This is a genomic window from Hymenobacter mucosus (genome assembly GCF_900188255.1).
GTDB lineage: Bacteria > Bacteroidota > Bacteroidia > Cytophagales > Hymenobacteraceae > Hymenobacter > Hymenobacter mucosus.
In genome coordinates, this window is sequence record NZ_FZNS01000005.1 from 24509 (window position 1) to 48356 (window position 23848).

The window sequence follows — 23848 nt, forward strand, 5'->3', positions numbered from 1 at the left end:
GACAAATGAGAACCTTTAACATAAAGTTTTTTATTGGGGCGGCCATACTCTCTATGTCCACAGTTGGGTGCTCTGATATCTTAGACGAGGATCCTAGGAGTATTTATACGCCTGGCTTCTTTCAGACAGAAAGAGGTGTTAATGGGGGATTGACCTCCATGTATGCCCACTTGCGCTACATTTACGGTGACGCTTACTTCTATAACACTACCCTCACGGGAACCGATGAAGTAACCTATGGTAGAGATGCCGATGAGAACTTCCTAGCCATGGATTTCTCAGGGAGAGCGGTGCTTAACGCCAACAACAGCCGGGCAGATAGGTTGTGGACGGCTGCTTTTCCTAACATCAACACGGCCAGTGGCGTGATTAAGAATGCCGCCGCGGTAGGATCCATTTCTCCAGCCCTGGTTGCAGAGGCGAGATTTTTCCGCGCCTTCGATTACTTCATGCTGGTACAAACGTTTGGCGGGGTACCTCTAGATTTGGGTGCGGGAGAACTGGAGTTCAACACCAATGCTATTAGAACCTCCGTCCGCAATACGGTACCTGAGGTTTATACAAAAGCAGTTTTCCCTGATTTGTTGCAGGCTATTACTGATTTGCCGGCGACTCCACGGGTTATAGGAGGCGTAACTAAAACCCTGGCCCGTCTTTATCTGGCAAAAGCCTACCTGACCTACGCTTGGTGGCTTGAAAACCCTAACAATATTCCAACCTATCCAGCGGCTCAGAGAGTAGATCCTGCTGGTCGTAACGCCCAGTATTATTATCAGCAGGCGTATGATATAGCAATAGCCGGCATTGAGAACCCAGGCCCATTCCGTTTGCAGGGCACGTACTATGACGTACACGTGGCAACAAATGACCGCAATGCAGAAATGATGCTGTTTGCTGACCATACCGAATCCAGCGAGTTATACAATGGAAGTAGCCTCACCTTCGGTAGTGGCGGTGCCCCTGACAACTTTGCTGGCTGGATGATGACTTGGAACTATACCAACATCAGAAGCGCCACGAATGCTAATGGCACTACTCCAGTATCTTCTGTTCAGCGGGAAGCAGTTCAGGCATTAGGTCGCCCCTGGAATCGCATGGCTCCTACCATCAACGCCGTTGAGAACACCTTTGCCGATAAAACAAACGATTCTCGGTACGACGGTACTTTTACCACGGTTTACCGTGGGAACTGGCCGAAAGGAGGAGTAGCTGCGCAAACCTTATACAATGCCAATAATTTGCCAGTAAACCCGGGGGATCCAATCCTGACTTTCCTGAATGCAGAACCTACTACTGCTATAACTTATCCTACCGGAGCAGGTGCGAGCAATATAGGAGCAGGAGTGCTACCTGGTAGAGCAGATTATGTGGTTTCGCCGCGTGGTATAAGCAGAATTGTTTACCCAGGTCTCTGGAAGCTTGGCCCTTACCGTACTGACAACGGTACCGGATTAGGGCAACCTAATGCTGGCAGTACTCGCCCGTTCAACATTGCCAAATTCTCTGAACTATACTTTGTAGCGGCAGAAGCAGCTGTAAAAGGAGCAACTCCCAAGGCTGGTCAAGGTGCCAGAGAATTGATTAACGTGATTCGTGCTCGGGCCGGTAAGTGGCGTTTTGATAACAACGGCAACGTAGCCAAGATGCAGGATAACAGCGCGGTTATGGTTGCCGCCACGCCGACTACTATAGACATCAACTATATTTTGGCAGAACGTTCGCGCGAGTACTATGGGGAAGGTTACCGCTGGTATGATCTGGTGCGTACCCAAAAATGGAATGAGCTAGCCTCTTCCTACCGTATTGGGGGAAGCAACTACGGAGATCATACACCTGTAACCGTTACGCGTACCATTCAACCATATCACTACCTGCGTCCTATTCCGCAGGTTCAGCTTGACCGTATGGATGTGTCCGCAGACGTAAAAGCTACTTACCAAAACCCAGGGTACTAATATTCTGATGGAAAGAGAAACAGATTGGTTGCGCAATACGAGCAGCCAATCTGTTTACTCCATTCCTTCGAGAATGCATTCTTTGCGTGGAAACAAGGCAAAATGCCGCGTTGGTACGTACCAGCAAGCGAATGGAGTGCGTGAGGAGGTATGCGCCACCATTGATTGGCTCTGGGCCTTCACGTATCCCCCCGGTGTAACGAATAAATAAGGCTGTAACGCTGCCCTTAATATTCAGCCCTTCCACATGTTGCGCTCCATTCCACGCCAGGAAATTGACCACACGGGGAAACCCACGCAGAATCCTGGATGTCCCACAATTGGCTGATTAGTAGCTAGTACGCTAGAATAATGTATTGCCGGCAGTACAACCGAACCCGAATTCGTTCGGCCAAGGTGTACTGTCGGCAATATGTTTACACTAGTGGGTAAGCGCTGGTCATTGTTGGTCTACCTCACAGAAACTTAGCTGTTGCTCCATTACGGCCAGAGTGGCCTAGACACCAGACTAAACACCGTTAATTCTCACCAGAGTATATGAGACAAACCAACATGAAAGCCTTGCTGGGTAGCATTACTACTGCTTTACTCCTGCAAAGCTCAAGTCTATTTGCACAATCGATTGAGTTAGTCAACCCCATTCTGACGGGTTTTTATCCAGACCCGAGTATCACCAAGGTGGGCAAAGATTACTATTTGGTGAACTCCACCTTCTCTTACTTTCCAGGTATCCCGGTCATGCATAGTAGAGACCTCAAAAACTGGAAACAGGTAGGAAACGTGATTGACCGACCCTCGCAAATGACCTTTATGGGCGACCGAATGACCCGCGGGCTATTCGCGCCGGCCATTGAGTACCATAACGGTACCTACTACGTCACCTGCACACTCATTGACCACAAAGGCAACTTTGTAGTCACCGCCAAGAACCCTGCTGGGCCATGGAGTAACCCAACTTTCTTGCCTGAGGTGAAAGGAATCGACCCCTCACTGTATTTTGAGGGCGACAAGGCCTACGTTATCTATAACAGCGACCCGCCCGACAACAAGCCGCTGTATGATGGACACCGCTCCATCAAGATTATCGAGCTGAACCCGAAAACGCTGCAAACCGTGGGTGAGGCTAAAATTGTGGTGAATGGTGGGGTAGACCTGAGCAAAAAGCCCGTCTGGATTGAGGGTCCGCACCTGATGAAGCGCAATGACTGGTACTACCTCTATGCAGCGGAAGGCGGCACCTCGGTCAACCACACGGAGGTAGTATTCCGTAGCAAGGCGCCGTTAGGTCCGTTTGTGCCTTACGAGAAAAACCCCATCCTCTCGCAGCGCGAGTTGCCCAAAGACCGCAAAGACCCCATTACCTCGGCAGGGCATGCGCAGTTTGTGGAAGGGCCAGATGGCAAGACCTACGCCATTTTCCTGGCTGTTCGGCCCTACGAGGGGAATTTCTATAATACGGGGCGCGAAACCTTTATTGTGCCCGTGGTATGGAAAGACGAGTGGCCCGTCATGGACCCTGGGCCCAATGGCGTGCAATACAGCTACAAAGCCAACTTCCCCGAGGTGAAGCAGCCTAGCGCCCTGCCCCAGAGCGGTAACTTTGGCTACACGCTCACCTTCGAGAAGCAGCTGGACCCGGCGCTACTGTTCCTGCGCACCGTAGATAGCACCAATTTCTCCCTAAGTAAGGCGAAGGGCCTCACCCTGAAGCTGAAGCCTGAAACGTGCGCGGAGCTCGGCAACCCAGCCTTCATCGGCAAGCGGCAGCAACACATGGTTGGCAGCGTCGAAACCGAGCTGACCTTTGCGGCAAAGGCCTCGAATGAAACGGCTGGCCTAGTAGCTTTTCAAGATGAGAAGCACTTCTACTATCTCTGCAAATCAGTAGAGAATGGCAAGCCCGTCGTTCAGCTGTTCAGAAGCACGACCGATGCCAAGAACCCCGAGTTGCTGGCGAAAGCACCCCTAAAGGCGGCGGCCGGCAAGGTGCAGCTACGCATCAATGCTGATGGCGACACGTACAGCTTCCGCTTTTCGGAGGATGGCAAGACCTATACATTGCTGAAAGACAAGGTAGACGCGCGGTTTCTGAGCACGCAGGTAGCAGGAGGCTTTATCGGCTGCTTGTACGGCATGTACGGCACATCGGCCGGACAGCCTACTACCAACACCGCCTCCTTTAAGTGGCTGAAGTACGAGGGCCACGACTCGATGTACAAGAAATAATACCCGGCCCGCTAGCTCCGCTTCCATCCTCCTTCTATGCGCTACTACTCACTCATTTGCCTGCTCGTGCTACCACTCGGCGCTGCTCAGGCCGCCAAGCCTATCCGCATTACTAGTCCTAATGGGGCTGTGCAGGTGACCGTAGATGTAAGCCCCCAGGGGCAGCCAACCTACGCCGTGCGCTACCGGCAGGCCGAGTTACTGCGCCCCTCGCGCCTGGGGCTGCAACTCGCCAGCGCCGACCTTACACAGGGCCTTAAGCTGACGAAAGCCGACAAGCAAACGGCCGTAGCCGACGACTACCAACTTGCCACCGACAAGCGGGCCAACTGCCACTACCGAGCCAACCGGCGCGTGGTGCACTTCCAGAGCCAAGCCAGCGGGCCGCAGTTGAGCGTGGTGTTTCAGGTGTCTGACGATGGGGTAGCGTTTCAGTATTTAGTGGAAGGCAAAAGCCAGGAAGTGCAGCACATTACATCTGAGGCCACCACGTTTCACTTGCCGACCAGCGCGAAAGGCTGGCTGCACCCGCATGCCAAAGCCCAGACTGGTTTTGCCAATACGCAGCCCTCGTACGAGGAGTACTACCAGCGTGGTATTGCGGCCAGCATGCCATCTACACTGGGGCAGGGGTGGTCGTTTCCGGCGCTGTTTGAGATGGGCGGGCACTGGGTACTGCTTACGGAGGCCGGCATGGGGCGTACCTATAGCGGCACTCACCTAGGCCACTCTGCGCCCGATGCCGAATACAGCATCGCCTTTCCGCAGGCCCCGGAGCGCACCACGCCCGAGGCCGCGCTGCTGCCCGAAAGCCGTCTGCCGTGGCGCACGCCCTGGCGGGTGCTGGTAGTGGGCAACTCCTTGCGGCCAATCGTGGAATCGACGCTGACCACCGACGTAAGTCCGGCTGCGCAATCGGCTGCCTTGCCTGCTGCACCCGGTAAGTCGTCGTGGTCGTGGGTGTTGCTCGGCGACGATAAGACTACCTACGACGTGCAGCGCCGCTTCATCGACTATTCTGCTAGCATGGGCTGGGGGTACTGCCTGGTGGATGCCCTCTGGGACAAGCAAATAGGCTACGATAAAACGCAGGAGCTAGCCCAGTATGCCCGCAGCAAAAACGTAGGCCTGTTGGTATGGTATAACTCCAATGGCCACTGGAACGAGGCTCCGCAAACGCCTACCAATGTGCTATTCGAGGCCGAAAGCCGTCGTAAGGAATTTGCCCGCATTAAGCAGATGGGGGTTGCGGGGGTGAAAATCGACTTTTTCGGTGGGGATGGGCAGTCTTTTATGAACTACTACCAGGACCTGCTCACCGATGCCGCCCAAGCTGGTCTGCTGGTTAACTTCCACGGTACCACCATTCCCAGGGGCTGGAACCGCACATACCCCAACCTGATGACGATGGAAGCCGTGCGCGGCTTCGAGTTCCTGACTTTCGACCAGGCCAATACCGACCAGGAGCCCACCCATTGCGCCGTGCTGCCCTTTACCCGCAACGCGGTAGGACCAATGGACTTTACCCCTATGGCGTTTTCCGAAATCAGGGGCAAAGAGCGTCGCACCTCCAATGCGTTTGAACTGGCCCTATCGGTACTGTTTCAGTCGGGCATTCAGCACTACGCGGAGGTGCCCGAGGGCATGGCCGCGCAGCCGGCCTATGTGCGGGAGTTTGTGCAAAAGCTGCCACCCCGGTGGGCAGATGTAAAATTTATGGATGGCTACCCCGGTCAGTACGCCGTGCTGGCCCGCCAAGCACCCGGCGGCGCGTGGTATGTGGCCGGCATCAACGGCACCGACGCCCCCAAAACTATTCAGCTCGACCTCAGCCAGCTAGGCCTGCAAAAGGGCACCCTCATAACTGATGGCGCTACCAACCGCAGCTTCAGCACGCAGGCTGTGGCTGGCTCCACCATCAGCGTGACGCTGCCGGCGCGGGGCGGCTTTGTAGTCCAGCCCTAGGCCTATATCGGTGGCTTGCTCACTTAGCCTCTTGCCGCCAGTAGGCCACTCATGGAATAGCACACACAGCCACATTTAGAGGGTTAGTCGATGAACCTACATCTCAAATTTCTGCAACGTAGTAAAGGTATCTGTCTGCTGCTGTGCGTGCTGTATATAGGCCTAGGTAGCAGCACGGCTCAGCGCCTCCCTAAGCAGGCCAAGCTAACCCGGAAAGGAGCGTTTTACACCGGGCAATACCCCAACCTGCTGCGGGAAGCGGGCTACAGCCAGGCCGACATCGACAAGAAGGTAACGCAGGCCTACCATGACGTTTTCGAGGGACCTAGTCGGGTGTACTTTGAAGTGGGTGACTCCATGGCCTACGTGTCGGATTTAAAGAATCACGACGTCCGGACCGAAGGGGTTTCGTATGGGTTGATGGTAGCGGTGCAGCTAAACAAGAAGGAGGTATTTGACCGCATCTGGCGCTGGTCGAAGAAATACCTGCAGCATCAGGAAGGCCCCTTGAAGGGCTATTTCGCCTGGAGCATCAACCCGACTACCATGAAGCGCAACTCCGAGGGGCCGGCCTCCGATGGCGAGCTGTACTTCGTTACCAGTCTGCTATTCGCCTCCAACCGCTGGGGAAACACTACGGGTATCAACTACTATAAGGAGGCACGCAACATCCTGGATGCCATGTGGAAAAAGGATGGCACCGGCGACGTGTACAACCTGATCAACACCCAGCACAAGCAGATATCCTTTGTGCCAGTGGGGAACATGTATAACTGGACGGACCCCTCATACCACCTGCCGGCCTTTCTGGAAGTGTGGGCTGCGTATGCCAAGGATGGGCACGAGCAGTTTTACCGGGCCTGCGCCGATACGTCGCGGGCTTTCCTGCACCGCGCGTGTAACCCCGTAACTGGCCTCAACTACGACTATACCGAGTTCAGCGGGAAGCCTCACGCAACCGAGTGGGCGCCGCCCGCCTTCCGCTACGACTCCTGGCGGGTGCCCATGAACATTGCCATGGACTACGTGTGGTTTGGCAAGGACAAAGCCTGGCAGGAGCAGTACGCCCAGCGTTTTCAGGGTTTTTTACGCAGCAAAGGCCTCACCACCTTTGAAGACCAGTTCAACGTGGATGGCTCGCGGCCCGATTTCATTCTGCAAGCCGGCGACGTCAAGAAGCTCCGGCATTCGCTCGGCCTGGTAGCCACCTCAGCCGCGGCCTCCCTGGCAAGTCAGGATAAACAAAAGCTCGACTTTGTGCACGCCCTTTGGAACGCCAAGCTGGCACCCTACGAAGACGGCTACTTCGACCCCTACTATGATGGCCTGCTGTACTTATTCAGCTTGATGCACTTAAGCGGCAACTATCAGGCTATTAAGCCTGCGCCACACCACTAACCCACTTGCACCGGTAGTTTTTGCCATGCCTTACTCCATAAAGCGAAGTGCTTTATTCTTCGGAATAATCCTCGCCTCAGCTTCTGTTTCGCCGCTCGCTGCGCAAGTGCAGCAGGCGCAAAACCCTGTCATCTTCGCCGATGTGCCAGATATGGCCATGATTCGGGTGGGCAAGACCTACTACATGAGCAGCACCACCATGCACATGAGTCCGGGCGTGCCCATTATGAAGTCTACGGACTTGGTGAACTGGCACCTCGTGAGCTACGCCTCCGATACGCTGGGTAACCAGGATGAGCTAGCGCTCCGCAACGGCAAGAGCACCTACGGCCGGGGCTCGTGGGCGAGCAGCTTACGGTTTCACCAGGGCACCTACTACGTCTCGACCTTCGCCCAGACAACCGGCAAAACCTACGTGTATTCGACCAAGAATATCGAAAAAGGCCCCTGGAAAGTCTCGTCATTTAAGCCCAGCTACCATGATCATTCCTTGTTTTTTGACGACGATGGCCGCGTGTACCTGGTGTATGGCGCTGGTAAGCTGCGGCTACTTGAGCTCACGGCCGACGCCTCCGGCGTGAAGCCCGGTGCCACGGAGCAAGTACTGATTGAAAACGCCAGCGCCCCAGCCGGACCCAATATTAATCTACAAGCCGAAGGCTCGCAGTTGTTTAAAATCAACGGCAAGTACTACCTCTTCAACATTGTGTGGCCTAGGGACGGCATGCGCACCGTGGTGGTGCACCGCTCCGATAAGCTCACTGGACCCTACGAAGGCCGGGTAGCGCTGCAAGACCTGGGCGTGGCACAGGGCGGCCTCATTGATACGCCCGATGGCCGGTGGTTTTCCTACCTGTTCCGTGACTTTGGAGCCGTAGGCCGCATTCCGTACCTGGTGCCCGTGACGTGGGCTGATGGCTGGCCCGTGCTGGGCATCGCCGGCAAAGTACCCCAAACACTTCCCTTACCACCCAGCAAGGGCCTGATACCGGGCTTAGTGGCGTCAGATGAGTTTAACCGGCGTAAGGGTGAGCCCGCCCTGCCGCTGGTGTGGCAGTGGAACCACAATCCCGAAAACTCTCTCTGGTCGCTTACTGACCGCGCGGGCTACCTGCGCCTGAAAACTGGCCGCGTAGACACCACGTTCCTGCTGGCCCGCAACACCCTAACGCAGCGCACCATCGGGCCAACCTGTACGGGCACTACCGCCCTAGATGTGTCGCACCTGAAAGAGGGCGATTTTGCTGGCCTAGCCTTGCTGCAAAAGCGGTACGGCTTGGTAGGAGTGGACTACCGGAACGGCGCAAAATCCATTGTCATGATTAGCGCCGAAACGGAGAAACCCGTGGAGCTGCAACGCCTGCCGCTCACGCAGAACACCGTGTACTTCAAAGCAGCATGTGACTTCACGGAGCGCAAGGACGTGGCTACTTTCTACTATAGCCTTGACGGAAAATCGTGGCTAGCCCTTGGGGCACCGCTCAAGATGGCCTACACGTTGCCGCATTTTATGGGCTACCGATTTGGGCTATTCAACTACGCCACCAAAGCTGCCGGCGGCTACGCCGACTTCGACTATTTCCGCATTGCGGACACCACTGCCGGAACCAAGTAAACTCTAGCCCAATGCTATATCGTAAGCTGCCCTATATGTTGAGCGCGTTTGCACTCCTGCTAGGAGGCACGGCCAAAGCGCAAAACCCGTTTATTACCAATCAGTTCACGGCCGACCCCACGGCCCGGGTATTCAACGGGCGGGTATACGTATACCCCTCGCACGATATTCCGGCCGCGCCCGGCCGGGGGCGGGCCGGCTGGTTTGTGATGGAGGACTACCACGTGTTTTCGTCCGCTAACCTTACCGACTGGACCGACCACGGCGTCATCGTGACTCAGAATAAAGTGCCGTGGGTGAAGCCCGACAGCTACAGCATGTGGGCTCCCGACTGCATTGCCCGCAATGGCAAGTACTACTTCTACTTCCCGACTACCCCCAAGGATACCACCATTAACAAGGGCTTTACCGTAGGAGTGGCCGTGGCCGACAAGCCTACTGGCCCCTTTGTGCCGCAGCCGCAGCCCATCAAAGGGGTGCGTGGCATCGACCCCAACGTGCTGATTGATAAGGATGGGCAGGCTTACCTGTACTGGTCGGAGGGCAACATTTACGCCGCCAAGCTCAAGCCCAACATGCTGGAGCTGGCCTCGGAACCCGTCACGCTGGGCGAGCTGCCCACCAAAGGCTTGAAAGAAGGACCGTTTGTGTTTGAGCGCAAGGGCATCTACTACCTCACGTATCCGCACGTGGAGAATAAGACCGAGCGCCTCGAATACGCCACCAGCACCAGCCCGCTGGGCCCGTTCACGGTGAAGGGCGTCATCATGGACGAGTCGCCGACTGGCTGCTGGACCAATCACCACTCCATTCTGCCGTTCAACAACCAGTGGTACCTGTTCTACCACCACAACGATTTGTCGCCGGCCTTCGACAAGAGCCGTTCTGTTCGGCTGGATAGCTTGTTTTTCGAGCCCAACGGGGCCATCCGCAAAGTGGTGCCCACCCTGCGTGGTGTAGGCCTCACCGACGCCCGCCAGAAAATCCAATTGGACCGCTACAGCCGCCTGAGCAGCCGCGGTGCTTCCATTGCCTTTCTGGACACGGCCAACACTTTCCAAGGCTGGAAAACCGTGTTTACTGATAACCAGGGCTGGGTGCAGTACAATGGCGTAGCTTTTGGCAAGCAGGCTCTTAAAACCGTGACGTTGCGGGTGCAAGCCGCCGCGGGTGCCACGGTGCAGCTGCGCACCGACGGGACCACGGGTCCAATGCTAGCCCAGGTAACCGTGCCAAAGGGTAGCCAGTGGCAGGAGGTAAAAGCACCTGTATCAGCCTTCAAGTCGGGCACGCATGCGCTGGTCGTTTCCTCCAAAACAAGCACGCCCGTGGCTATTGACTGGGTCAAGTTTGACTAGGAGGTGAAGAAGCCGCTCGATTGCTAACCGTCTGATTTTCCCACCCATTACCTGGCCTGCTAGGCCTCTTTCCACGGTATGAGAAACATAGTCCCTGCTATCCTGAGTGTTGTGGTGCTGAGTGTGAGCAGCGCGGTTGCCCAAAAAATGGCAATGGAAGCTCCTAAGGGCTTCGATCTGCCCACCGCCGGTATTGCCACTGGCAGAATAGACAGCATCAGCTACACCTCGAAAACCGTGGGGACGGTGCGCAAGGCACTGGTGTACACACCGCCAGGGTATTCCAAGAGGAAGAAGTACCCGGTGCTCTACCTGCTGCACGGTATCGGGGGCGACGAAAAGGAGTGGCTCAAGGGAGGACGACCACAGGTGATTCTGAATAATTTGTACGCGGCGGGCAAGCTCAAGCCCATGCTGGTGGTGATGCCCAACGGCCGGGCCATGAAAGATGATCGGCCCGTTGGGAATATCTACGAGTCGGATAAGGTAGCCGCGTTTGCCAACTTCGAACAAGACCTGCTGACCGACCTCATTCCTTATATCGAGAAGACCTATCCAGTTCTCAGGAACCGCGAGAACCGGGCCGTAGCCGGCCTGTCGATGGGAGGGGGGCAGTCGCTGAATTTTGGGCTGGGTAACCTGGATAAATTCGCCTGGGTAGGCGGCTTTTCGTCGGCCCCCAACACCAAGCTGCCCGAGCAGCTGGTGCCCGATCCTGCGAAAGCCGCAAAGCAGCTTAAGCTCCTCTGGATTTCCTGCGGCGACCAGGATGGCCTGCTGCCCATCAGTCAGCGTACCCACGACTACCTCTACGAGCACAAGGTGCCGCACGTGTACTACCTAGAGGCTGGCGGGCACGACTTTAAAGTCTGGAAAAACGGGCTGTACATGTTCTCGCAGTTCTTGTTTAAGCCCGTAGATGTAGCCGCGCTGCCTACCTATACGGTGCTAGGCGCTCCTGCCGCCACCAACGTGCGCAACGCCAAGTACCCCCGGATTCTGCCTGATAACCGCGCCGTATTTCGCCTGAAAGCCCCCCGTGTGCAGCAGGCCCAACTAGACCTGGGCCGCAAGTACGACATGGTGAAGGACAGCAGCGGCACCTGGACCGTGACCACCGATACGCTGAGCCGGGGCCTACACTATTATTCGCTGGTGCTCGATGGGCTGCCCGTGGCCGACCCCGCCAGCGACACCTTCTACGGCATGGGCCGTATGGCCAGCGGCATCGAGATTCCGGGTCGTGGCACCAGCTTTTACGCCCTGAAAGACGTGCCCCACGGCGAGGTGCGGATGAAGCGATATTATTCAAAGGTCACTAATTCTTGGCGGCAGTTTTACGTGTACACGCCAGCGGGCTACGATGCTGATACGGCCACCAAGTACCCGGTGCTCTACCTGCTGCACGGCGGGGGCGAGGACGAAACTGGTTGGGCTAAGCAAGGCAAAGCCGACTTGATTTTGGATAACCTGATTGCCGAGAAAAAGGCCAAACCCATGCTTGTGGTGATGCTGGATGGCAACATAGGTGGCCCTGGTGGCCTAGCGGGTTTTAACGAAGGTACCCTGAAGCGTTTTGAAGACGAGTTAAAGCAAACTGTGCTGCCAGTGGTAGAAAGCAGCTATCGGGTGGCGGCCGGGGCCAATAACCGGGCGCTGGCAGGCCTATCGATGGGCGGCCTGCAAACGCTCTACACCGGCATCAAGAACACGGATATGTTTGCTCACTTGGGCGTGTTCAGCTCGGGCTTTTTCGCCAATAATGCGGCCTTGTCTGATCCACAATACGCTTTTATGAAAGCCAATGCCGGCACCATCAATACCAACCTCAAGCAGCTGTGGCTCTCGATGGGCGGGCCAGCCGATATTGCCTACGCGAACAATAAAGTGATGCGGGCCAAAATGGATGAGCTGGGCATCAAGTATGTGTACAGCGAGTATCCCGGCGGCCATACCTGGCCCGTGTGGCGCCACGACCTGTACCTGTTTGCCCAAGGGCTGTTTTAGGCCGCCAGCCCGCCTCGCGGCCTCAACAGGCCTGCGTAGTCTTCCCACCCACTACCTGCTCCAATGAAAAAGACCTGGCTCATTGCCCTGCTTGCCTCCGGAGTTTACTTCCCTTCGCAGGCGCAAAACCCGATTATTAAAGACGTGTTCACGGCCGACCCGGCGCCGCTGGTATACCGCGATACGCTGTTTCTCTACACCGGCCACGATACAGCCTCAGTAACCGAAACAAATTACAAAATGCCCGACTGGCGCATTTATTCCACCACCGACATGGTGCACTGGAAGGATTACGGTAAACGCCTATCGCCGCGCACTTTCGCCTGGGCTACCGGTGATGCCTATGCTGCACAATGCGTTTACCGCAATGGCAAGTTCTACTGGTTCGTGTCTACGTTTCATAAGAAAGACGATAACAGCCAAGGCGGCGCAGCCATCGGGGTGGCTGTGTCAGATAGACCAACCGGGCCGTTCAAGGATGCCATTGGCAAGGCGCTCGTCGTCAATGAAATGACCAAGGACAAGCCCCACGCCTGGGACGACATCGACCCCACGGTGTTCATCGATGACGACAAGCAGGCCTACATGTACTGGGGCAATGGAAGCTGTAAATGGGTGAAGCTGAAGGATAACATGACCGAGCTAGCCGGCCCTGTCACCACCTTCACACCCAAGAACTACATCGAGGGCCCTTGGGTGTACAAGCGGAAGAAGCTGTACTACCTCGTGTATGCCAGCGCCGGCACGAAGCCCGAAATGATTGAGTATTGCACGGCCACCAGCCCCACCGGGCCCTGGACGTACCGAGGCATTATTCAGGAAAATGTGCCCAACAGCTTTACTACGCACCCCGGCATCATCGACTACAAGGGCAAGAGCTACTTTTTCTACCACAATGGTGCCCTGCCCACCGGTGGCAGCTACCGGCGCTCCATCTGCGTGGATTATCTGCGCTACAATCCCGATGGCACCATTCAGAAAATAATGCAGACGACGGAGGGCGTAGCGCCAGCGAAATAGTGGCCTGGCGGCCTTCCTGCCCCGCTTCTCACCCACCTGACCTACATAATTTCCGCTATGAAAACCCTTTTTCTAATCGTTCTGCTCCTGAGCCTCCCCGCCGGTTTGCGCGCCGAAGACGGCCATCAACTGTGGCTCCGCAAGCAACAAGCGGCACCCGTTAAGGTGGTATCCTCCGCGAAAAACTCGGCCATAGTTGCTACGGCCAAGCAGGAGCTACAGCAAGGCTGGCGTGGAAAAGCTGGAGCGTCGGTGGCGCTGACTATTAAGAAAGATAAAGCCATTAAGTTCGATGGATTCCACCTCAGCCCGAACGGGGTGCAGGCTACTACGGAGGCGGGCCTATTGTACGGAGTGTTTGAGTTGCTGCGGCGCCAACAAACCGGGCAGGCGGTGTCAGATGCCCTCTCGAATCCCTCTTATGAGTACCGCCTCTTAAACCACTGGGACAACCCCGATGGGTCGGTGGAGCGCGGGTATGCCGGGCAATCCATATTCTGGCGCAAAGACAACGCTTTGGTGACTACCGCCGAGGATAAAACCCGCTGGCAGGAATACGCCCGCGCCAATGCCTCCGTGGGTATCAATGGTGCCGTCATCAATAACGTCAACGCTTCTCAACTGATTTTGACGCCGGAGTACCTAGGCCGGGTGAAAGCCATTGCCGACGTATTCCGGCCGTATGGAGTGAAGGTGTATCTGGCGGTGAAGTTTACCTCGCCGGCATTACTGGGTGGCCTAAAGACTTCAGACCCCCTCGACCCGGCCGTGGCTACCTGGTGGCAGAGCAAGACCAAAGAAATTTACCGGCTCGTTCCGGACTTCGGCGGCTTTCTGGTGAAGGCCAGCAGTGAAGGTCAGCCCGGCCCCCAGGACTACGGCCGCACCCACGCCGATGGCGCCAACATGCTGGCCGACGCGGTAAGGCCCTATGGCGGAATAGTGATGTGGCGCGCCTTTGTGTACAGCCCCAATGATAAGGACCGGGCAAAACAGGCCTACAATGAGTTTGTGCCGTTGGATGGTAAATTTCGGGACAATGTCATCATTCAGGTAAAAAACGGGCCGGTTGATTTCCAGCCCCGCGAGCCGTTCAGTCCGCTCTTCGGGGCGCTGAAGAAAACCTCCGTAATGCCTGAGTTTCAGATAACTCAAGAGTACCTGGGGCACGCCATTGATTTGGTGTTCTTGTCCACGATGTGGGAGGAGTGCCTGCAAAGCGATACGTACCAAGCCGGGCCGGGCAGCACGGTGGCCCGCTGCACCGATGGCCGCGTGTACCCGCAAAAGCACACGGCCATGGCCGGGGTATCTAACGTAGGCCTGGATACCAACTGGACCGGCCACGATTTTGCCCAAGCCAACTGGTATGCCTTCGGCCGACTGGCCTGGAACAACACCCTCAAGAGTGCGCAGATAGCAGACGAGTGGCTTAAGCTCACGTTTTCTGGCGCCGCTGCTCCGCAAAGCGCCGCCCCGCAGTACGCCGCCGACTGGAATACTAATTTCCTGGGTCCGGTGAAGCAGATGATGCTGGATAGCCGGGAAGCCGCCGTGAACTACTCCATGCCGCTGGGCTTGCACCATATTATGTCGGCCACCCGTGGGCACTATGGCCCCGGGCCGTGGTGGGCACCACCCAAAATGCGCGCCGACTGGACGCCGCCCTACTACCACCAAGCCGACTCCGCGGGCGTGGGCTTCAACCGCACCACCACCGGCAGCAACGCGGTAAGCCAGTACCACGAGCCGTTGGCTTCTCAGTTTAACAATCCCCAAACCTGCCCCGATGAGTACTTACTGTGGTTCCATCACTTGCCGTGGAGTTTCAAGATGAAAAGCGGCCATACCCTGTGGGAAGAGTTGGGCTACCACTACGACAAGGGCGTGCAGCAGGTGCGCCAGTTTCAAAAAGTGTGGGACAAGGCTCAGCCCTACGTAGATGCGGAGCGGTTTGCCGTGGTGCAGTACAAACTGCGGAGCCAAAGCGGTAATGCTGTGCAGTGGAAAGATGCTTGCCTGCTGTACTTCCAACAGTTCAGCCACATGCCACTACCCGCTACCATAGAGCCGCCGGCAAGTAATCTGGATGCCATTATCGCCAATGACATGCACCCAAGGGGGCAAGAGAATTAGCGGCCTGCCAAGATGAGTTCCCTGTCAGAGGTTTAGTCCGCTATACCACCTGAAGCCCGCTCTAACAATCAGGGTGTGGGCACTGCCTAGCCGCTAGGCCTGGTTTACCTGGTTCGCCGTCTGGTTCAGGCCACGGACCACGAGGCAAATCCAACGTTACATGTATTAATCAACCCCTCAAATGATGCATCCCCTTTTTTCTGGCACCTTGCTTCCTGGGCCAGTTACCCTGGGTCGGAAAGGCCTGTTGCTGGCGTTACTCGGCAGTTGTTTGCTGACACCCACCCAAACTACTGCGCAAGTGCGCCTGCCAAAGCTGGTCAGCAACGGAATGGTGCTGCAACGCGACACGAAGGTGAACATTTGGGGCTGGGCCAAACCCAGCGAGAAAGTTGCCTTGAAGTTCAACGGGAAAACCTACCAAGCTACCACTGGTGCCGACGGCAAATGGCAGATCAGTCTGCCTGCACTGAAAGCTGGTGGGCCGTACCAGATGGATATTACAGCCAGCAACCGTATCACGCTGAAGGACGTGCTGGTGGGCGACGTGTGGCTCTGCTCGGGGCAGTCGAACATGGAAACGCCCATGAGCCGAGTACGCGACAAGTACCCGCAGGAAGTAGCCCAGGCCAATAACCCGCGCATCCGACAGTTTAACGTGCCGCTAACCTACGCCTTCAGCGGACCACAAACCGACCTGACGGGTGGTTCCTGGGTGGCCGCCGACCCGCAAAGTATCCTGCAGTTTTCAGCGGTGGCCTACTTCTTCGCTAAGGAGATAAGCGCAAAATACCAGGTGCCGGTAGGTATTATTAAGGATGCAGTGGGCGGCTCACCGGCCGAGGCTTGGCTGAGCGCCGGGGCGCTCAAGCAGTTCCCCACGTACGAGCAGCAGGGCGCTAAGTACCGAGACAGTGCCCTGGTAGCTGGTATCAAGCAGCGGGAAGGCGCCGCCGTAGCCGACTGGTATAAGCGCCTGCATCAAACCGATCAGGGCGAAGCACCAGGTCAGACTAAGTGGTCGGCGGTGGGCTATGATGCCAGCGGCTGGGCTTCTATGAATGTGCCGGGCTACTGGGCCGATCAAACACCGCTGGGCCCTGTGAATGGCGTGGTGTGGTTTCGGAAAGAGGTAGAGGTGCCTGCCAGTATGGTAGGCAAACCGGCCCGCTTAGAGCTAGGTACGCTGGTTGACGCCGACTCTACCTACATCAATGGCCAACTTGTAGGCACTACGGGCTACCAGTACCCACCCCGCAAGTACGACTTTGCGCCCGGCGTACTTAAGGCCGGCAAAAACGTGATAGTTGTGCGGCTGATTAGCAACGGAGGCCGTGGAGGCTTTACGATGGGTAAAAGTTACCAGCTCACCAGTGGCGGGCAGACCATTGACCTGCGCGGACCGTGGCAGTACAAGCTAGGCGCCACCATGTCGCCCACGCCCGGTACTACTACCTTTCAATACCAACCCGGAGGACTGTATAATGGCATGATTGCGCCCGTGCTGCCGTACGCTGTAAAAGGCGTGCTCTGGTACCAGGGCGAGTCGAATGCTGGCCACCCGGAGGATTACCAGTCCCTGCTTTCCTCCCTAATCACCGACTGGCGGCAGCAAATGCGGCGCCCCAACCTGCCCTTCGTGTACGCGCAGCTACCCAACTTCATGGCCGTGAGGAAGGAGCCCAGCGAGAGTGGTTGGGCGGCCCTGCGTGATGCGCAGCGCCGCACGCTGGCCGTGCCTAATACGGGTATGGCAGTGCTCCTGGATGTGGGCGAGTGGAACGATATTCACCCCCTTGATAAGCAGACAGTAGGCCACCGCCTGGCGCTGGCCGCGCAATCAGTGGCCTACGGCGAGAAGAAGATTGTGGGCATGGGGCCCCTGTACCAGTCGATGCAGGTGAACGGCAACAAAGCCACGATTTCTTTCACCAACACGGGTAGCGGTCTGGTAGCAAAGGGCGGCGACAACTTGCAGTACTTTGCTATTGCAGGTGCCGACAAGAAGTACGTTTGGGCTAACGCCAAAATTGAAGGCAACAAGGTAGTAGTCTGGAGCGACCAGGTACCGCAGCCCGTATCGGTGCGCTACGCTTGGGCCGACAACCCCGAGGGCACTAAGCTCTACAATAAGGAAGGATTACCAGCTTCTACCTTCCAGGCCAGCGTGTCGGCAACCGCACCAGCTCAATAAAAACCGGCTACCGCTCCGGGGGGCTACCCCTCTTACCTGTTCGACCTTGCTTGTAGTGCGCTGAATTCAAGCGCGTATCCGCCTTGTGCAGCGCATTCCTGTTGCCGGTTTTTCCGTGTACCTGCTATTGCTACGCGCTGCCTGCCTCATACTTCCACCTTTCCCACCATATGAAGAAACGTTTGCTTTTCTCCGGCTTCCTGGCCTGTCTGAGCTTATCGGGCCAAGCCCAACAAGCCCCAGCCGCCTACCTCGACCCCTCTAAGCCTGTCAGTGTGCGGGTGCGAGACCTGCTTTCGCGCCTCACCCTAGAAGAAAAGGCCGATCAGATGATGTACAACAGCAAGGCCATTGAGCGGCTAAATATCCCGGCGTACAACTGGTGGAACGAGGCCCTGCACGGGGTAGGGCGGGCTGGTGCGGCCACTGTATTTCCGCAGGCCATTGGGCTCGGAGCCAGCTTCGATGATGACTTGGCGCTACGCGTATCTACAGCCATTTCCGACGAGGCGCGGGCCATGTACAATGCCGCCGTGGCTAAGGGCTACCGCCAGCAGTATAGCGGCCTTACTTTTTGGACCCCCAACATCAACATCTTCCGCGACCCTCGGTGGGGAAGGGGGCAGGAAACCTACGGTGAGGACCCAACCCTTACGGGGCGCCTGGGGGTAGCATTTGTGAAGGGCTTGCAGGGCCCCGACCCGCAGCACCTGAAAGTAGCCGCTTGCGCCAAGCACTTTGCCGTGCACAGCGGCCCCGAAAAGCTCCGGCACGAGTTCAACGCAGTAGCCTCGCCCCAGGATTTGCAGGAAACCTACCTGCCCGCTTTCAAGCAGTTGGTGGATGCAAATGTGGAAGCCGTAATGTGCGCCTACAACGCCACCAATGGAGAGCCGTGCTGCGGTAATACCTACTTGCTGCAGGATGTGCTGCGCAAGCAGTGGGGCTTCCGGGGCCATATTGTGTCAGACTGCTGGGCGCTGGTGGATTTTTACCAGGGGCATAAGGTGGTGAAAACACCGGCAGAAGCGGCCGCGCTGGCCTTGCAACGGGGCGTAAACCTGAACTGTGGTAGCGTGTATCCCTACCTGCCCGAGGCCGTGAAGAAGGGCCTGACGACGGAGGCGCAGATGGATAGCTCCCTGGCCATTCTGCTGCGGACCAAGTTCAAACTGGGTCTGTTCGACGCCCCCGGTAGCAGCCCCTACGACAAGCTGTCTACGGACGTCATCAACAGTCCCAAGCACCGTGCCCTGGCCCGGGAGGCTGCGCAAAAGTCTATTGTGCTGCTCAAGAACAACGGCGTGCTACCTCTGCGCAACGACTTAGCGAAATACTTCGTGACGGGCCCCAACGCGGCGAATCTGGATGCTCTGCTTGGTAATTACTACGGCGTCAACCCGGAGATGAAGACCATTCTGGAAGGCCTGGTGGCGGGCGTGAGCCCTGCCAGCCAAATGCAGTACCGCCCCGGCGCCCTACTCGACCGGCCTAACCAAAACGGCGTAGACTGGGTAAGCGGCACGGCCCGCACCTCCGACGCTACGTTTGTGGTGCTGGGCATCAATGGGCTGCTGGAAGGAGAAGAGGGCGAATCCATTGCTTCCCCATCCTTCGGCGACCGGCTCGATTACAACCTGCCCCAAAATCAGATTGACTTCCTGCGGGGCTTACGCAAAAACAATCAGCAGCCCTTGGTAGCCATCATCACCGGAGGCAGCCCCATGAACCTAGCGGAAGTACACGAGCTGGCCGACGCGGTAGTTCTGGCTTGGTACCCCGGCCAGGAAGGCGGCAACGCCGTGGCCGACATCGTATTTGGGAAAGTGTCGCCTTCAGGCAAGCTACCCATTACCTTCCCCAAGAGCCTCGATCAGCTGCCCGCCTATGAAAGCTACGGCATGCTGGGCCGCACCTACCGCTACATGACCCAGGAACCACTGTACCCCTTCGGCTACGGCCTGAGCTACGCCAAGTTTGAGTACGGCACCCTGAAGCTGCCCAAGAAGGCAGCTAAGAACAAGCCCGTAGAAGTGGAAGCCACCGTGCGCAATACTGGCAAAATGGCTGGGGAAGAAGTGGTGCAGCTTTACCTGACGCACACGCCCCGCCAAGGCCAGCAGATTCCGCGCTACGCTCTCAAAAATTTCCGGCGGGTGGCGTTGCAGCCTGGTGCCAGCACTACGGTCAAGTTCACGCTCACGCCTGAGCAACTGGCTCTGATTGATGCCCAAGGCAAATCGGTGGCTCCTACGGGCCCGGTAACCATTGCGGTGGGTGGGTCCCTACCCTCGGCGCGTAGCCAAACCCTTGGAGCTAGCAAGCCCGCTACGGCTACCCTTGCGGTGCGCTAAAGGTGCCCTTTTCCCAAGCTGTCAACTCTTCCTCCATGCTCTTTGCTCGGGTCTTCCGCGCGTCTGGCGGCCACCGTTGCCTCTTCTGCCTACCAGCACTAGCCAGGGTTCCATAGTACTGGCTGGTGCTAGCAGGCCACAACATTGGCGTGCGCAATAACCATACACTTCTGCGCAACCCCTCGGCCAGTAAGTGCTTCACCCTCTGCAGTACCAACCAGCTTACGAAGGTGCGCGTATTGGATGTACAAGGATGCTCGGTGCGAGGGTCATCAAGGAGCTGTGGACTTGTAGTTGTTGGTAGTAGTTGGGGTAAGTGCTAGTCAATTGATTGAAGGACAATGTATTACTACTGAAAAAGTGTGCGCGCAGCAATACAACGAGGCACTGCCGATGATAAGAAATATAGATGACGTCGAATAGAATTTTTCCTTCCAAGGAGTTTGGCGTCACAAAACCGGCAGACCCCGCCGGTTTTTGACTATTTGGATAATAAGTACGAAAATAAATTTGCCTGCCTCTACCTATCGAAAACGTTTCCGAAAACGGTTTCGGTATTTTTATTACGAATGCAAGGCGCTGAAGCCTATTTCGGGTGAAAGGTGTGTAGGTACTTACTGTATATTCGAGAAACAATAGTCTGATCTAGTCCTTGGGATACGCTCAGGTAGCCACGGTTTGAAAACTGTATTGTGTAGGATGAAATAGAATTATTTCGTTCCGTGGTATTGTCCCGACGTTGATGCCCCCGCCCACTTCCTCTCGCCTGAAACTACTCTCTCATGAAATACCTGCTCGGCTATGATATCGGCAGCTCTTCTATAAAAGTAGCCCTGCTGGATGCCACTACTGGCCGCTGCCTGGCCAGCGTTACTTCACCGAAAACGGAAATGGAAATCTCGGCCCCCATGGTGGGTTGGGCGGAGCAGCGCCCGGAGCGTTGGTGGCAGGAGGTTGTAAACGCTACCCACCAAATCAAAGCCGAATACGGGTTCGATACTTCCCTGGTAGCCGGCATTGGCATCACCTACCAAATGCACGGCTTGGTGCTGGTAGATAAGGCCGGCAAGGTATTGCGTCCCGCCATCATCTGGTGCGACAGCCGCGCCGTAGACTTTGGCAACCAGGCCTTCGAGGGGTTGGGGGAAGACTTCTGCCTAAACAGCTTCCTCAACTCGCCCGGCAACTTCACAGCTTCCAAGCTGAAGTGGGTGAAAGAAAACGAGCCCGACCTGTACGAGCAGATTGACAAAATTCAGTTGCCAGGTGATTACATTGCTTTCCAGATGACGGGGCGCCTGTGCACCACCATCTCGGGCCTCTCGGAAGGCGTGTTCTGGAACTTCCGGGAGCAGGCCATTGCGCAAGACCTGCTGGACTACTACGGCATCAGCCGCGACCTGCTGCCCGAAGTAGTAGACACCTTTGCCGAGCAGGGGCGCCTCACGCCCGAAGCTGCCCAGGAACTGGGCCTTACGGCCGGGACGCCCATCTGCTACCGCGCCGGCGACCAGCCCAACAACGCCTTTTCGCTCAACGTACTGCAGCCCGGCGAAATAGCGGCTACGGCGGGCACGTCTGGCGTAGTATACGGCATCAGCGACCAGCCCGTGGTAGATTCCCGCTCCCGCGTGAATGCCTTTGTGCACGTGAACAGCACGCCCTCTCAACCTCGCAATGGCATGCTACTGTGCGTGAACGGAACGGGCATCTTGAACAGCTGGCTGCGCAAAGTGGTGGGCGAAATTTCTTACAACGAAATGAACACCCTGGCCGCTACTGCCCCAGTAGGGGCCGAAGGACTGGTATTTCTGCCCTTCGGCAACGGGGCGGAGCGGGTGCTAGAAAACAGGCCTACTACCGCCGAGCTTCGGGGCCTGAGCTTTAATACCCACGGCCGCCAGCATGTGCTGCGCGCTGCGCAAGAGGGCATCGTCTTCGCCCTGAACTACGGCATGGACATCATGCGTGAGTCAGGAGTACAGGTGCGCAAGGTGCGCGCCGGCAATGCCAACATGTTTCTGAGCCCACTATTCCGGGAGGCCTTCGTGAACTCCGGCAACGTGGAGCTGGAACTCTACAATACTGATGCCGCCCAAGGCGCCGCGCGCGGCGCTGGGATTGGCGCGGGCGTATACGCTAGTGCCGCCGAGGCATTTGCAGGCCTAGAGCGCATTCTCACGCTAGAGCCTAAGCCCAGCTTGCAAGACCAGTACCAGGCCGCTTACGGTCATTGGAACCATACACTACAACAAGTTTTAGGTCACTCAACCACCCAATCGCATGTCAACCAGCACGCTTTCTAAAACGGAATTTTTCAAGGGCATCGACACCATTAAGTTCGAAGGTCGGGAGTCAGACAACCCACTGGCGTTTAAGTGGTACGACGAGAACCGCATTGTGGCCGGCAAAACCATGAAGGAGCACTTGCGCTTTGCCACTTCCTACTGGCACACCTTCACGGGCACCGGGGGCGACCCGTTCGGCCCCGGCACCAAGCAGTTTTCCTGGGACAGCAAGGGCGATATTCTGGGTCGCGCTTACGACAAGATGGATGCCGCCTTTGAGTTCTTCACCAAGCTGGGCACGCCTTACTACTGCTTTCACGACGTTGACCTGGTAGACGAAGGCGCATCGTTGAGCGAGTACGAGAGCAATCTGCAAGCCATTGTAGAGTACGCCAAGGAAAAGCAGCGCGAAACCGGTATTAAGCTGCTCTGGGGCACGGCCAACGTGTTTTCTAACCCGCGCTACATGAACGGGGCCAGCACTAACCCCGATTTTCAGGTAGTAGCCCACGCCGCTACCCAGGTGAAAAATGCCATTGATGCTACGATTGCCCTGGGCGGCGAAAACTACGTGTTCTGGGGTGGCCGCGAAGGCTACATGACCCTGCTGAACACGGACATGAAGCGCGAGCTAGCGCACATGGGCCGCTTCCTGACAATGGCGCGCGACTACGCTCGTCAGCAGGGCTTCAAGGGTAAATTCTTCATCGAGCCCAAGCCAGCCGAGCCCACCAAGCACCAGTATGACTTCGATGCTGCTACCGTTATTGGCTTCCTGAAGGAGTTCGGCCTGCAAGACGATTTCATGCTGAACCTGGAAGTAAACCACGCCACGCTGGCCGGCCATACTTTCCAGCACGAGCTACAGGTAGCCGCCGATGCGGGCCTGCTGGGCTCTATGGACGCCAACCGCGGCGACTACCAGAACGGCTGGGACACCGACCAGTTCCCCAACAACCTCAATGAGCTGACCGAGTCTATGCTCATCATTTTGGAGGCCGGCGGATTCCAGCACGGTGGCATCAACTTCGACGCCAAAACTCGGCGTAACTCTACCGACTTGGAGGATATCTTCATTGCCCACATCAGTGGCATGGATACGTTTGCCCGCTCCTTGGTGGTAGCCAACGACATCCTGGAGAAGTCGCCTTACCGCAAGTTCCGTCAGGAGCGCTACGCTTCGTTCGACTCGGGTGAGGGTGCCGCCTTTGAGAAAGGCCAGCTGACCTTAGAAGACCTGCGCACCATTGCGCACAAGTCGGGCGAGCCCACGCCCCGCAGCGGCAAGCAGGAGTGGTTGGAAAGCATTATTAACCAGTACATCTAAGCGTT

General features: G+C 56.8%; 13 protein-coding genes. All 13 read left to right on the forward strand.

Annotated features, from left to right (window positions below; translation table 11 throughout):
- Positions 1–53 precede the first annotated feature (53 nt).
- The 13 genes from CHB83_RS12860 (at position 54) to xylA (ending at position 23843) form a co-directional block, all read left to right on the forward strand.
- Positions 54–1955, forward strand: coding sequence for a RagB/SusD family nutrient uptake outer membrane protein (locus tag CHB83_RS12860; protein WP_245855364.1), 1902 nt, complete (start codon positions 54–56; stop codon positions 1953–1955).
- Between the two features lie 537 nt (positions 1956–2492).
- Positions 2493–4181, forward strand: a complete 1689-nt coding sequence (locus CHB83_RS12865) for a glycoside hydrolase family 43 protein (protein ID WP_245855351.1) — start codon at positions 2493–2495, stop codon at positions 4179–4181.
- Positions 4182–4217: 36 nt separating this feature from the next.
- Positions 4218–6146 (forward strand): glycoside hydrolase family 97 protein, encoded by a 1929-nt coding sequence (locus CHB83_RS12870; RefSeq protein ID WP_089332932.1) that lies wholly within the window; start codon positions 4218–4220, stop codon positions 6144–6146.
- A 90-nt stretch (positions 6147–6236) separates the two neighbouring features.
- Positions 6237–7544: a glycosyl hydrolase family 8 gene (locus CHB83_RS12875; protein WP_089332933.1), complete on the forward strand. Its 1308-nt coding sequence runs from the start codon at positions 6237–6239 to the stop codon at positions 7542–7544.
- A 25-nt stretch (positions 7545–7569) separates the two neighbouring features.
- Complete coding sequence (locus CHB83_RS12880; protein WP_089332934.1) at positions 7570–9159, forward strand: glycoside hydrolase family 43 protein; 1590 nt, start codon at positions 7570–7572, stop codon at positions 9157–9159.
- Between the two features lie 35 nt (positions 9160–9194).
- On the forward strand, positions 9195–10517 hold the full coding sequence (locus tag CHB83_RS12885) for a family 43 glycosylhydrolase (protein WP_245855352.1): 1323 nt from the start codon (positions 9195–9197) through the stop codon (positions 10515–10517).
- 78 nt (positions 10518–10595) lie between these two features.
- On the forward strand, positions 10596–12524 hold the full coding sequence (locus CHB83_RS12890) for an alpha/beta hydrolase-fold protein (RefSeq protein ID WP_089332936.1): 1929 nt from the start codon (positions 10596–10598) through the stop codon (positions 12522–12524).
- A gap of 63 nt (positions 12525–12587) precedes the next feature.
- The gene (locus tag CHB83_RS12895) at positions 12588–13544 is read left to right on the forward strand and encodes a glycoside hydrolase family 43 protein (protein ID WP_089332937.1); all 957 of its coding nucleotides are present in this window, start codon (positions 12588–12590) and stop codon (positions 13542–13544) included.
- Between the two features lie 57 nt (positions 13545–13601).
- Positions 13602–15680 (forward strand): alpha-glucuronidase, encoded by a 2079-nt coding sequence (locus CHB83_RS12900; protein ID WP_089332938.1) that lies wholly within the window; start codon positions 13602–13604, stop codon positions 15678–15680.
- 181 nt (positions 15681–15861) lie between these two features.
- A complete protein-coding gene (locus CHB83_RS12905; RefSeq protein ID WP_245855353.1) occupies positions 15862–17874 on the forward strand; it encodes a sialate O-acetylesterase in 2013 nt (670 codons plus the stop codon).
- A 170-nt stretch (positions 17875–18044) separates the two neighbouring features.
- Positions 18045–20228 (forward strand): glycoside hydrolase family 3 N-terminal domain-containing protein, encoded by a 2184-nt coding sequence (locus CHB83_RS12910; RefSeq protein WP_089332939.1) that lies wholly within the window; start codon positions 18045–18047, stop codon positions 20226–20228.
- 782 nt (positions 20229–21010) lie between these two features.
- Entirely contained in the window at positions 21011–22534 is a 1524-nt protein-coding gene (locus CHB83_RS12915) for a xylulokinase (protein WP_089332940.1), read from the forward strand.
- Positions 22512–23843: a xylose isomerase gene (gene xylA / locus CHB83_RS12920; RefSeq protein WP_045689571.1), complete on the forward strand. Its 1332-nt coding sequence runs from the start codon at positions 22512–22514 to the stop codon at positions 23841–23843. The genes CHB83_RS12915 and xylA overlap by 23 nt, the downstream gene beginning before the upstream one ends.
- The last annotated feature ends 5 nt before the right edge of the window (positions 23844–23848 follow it).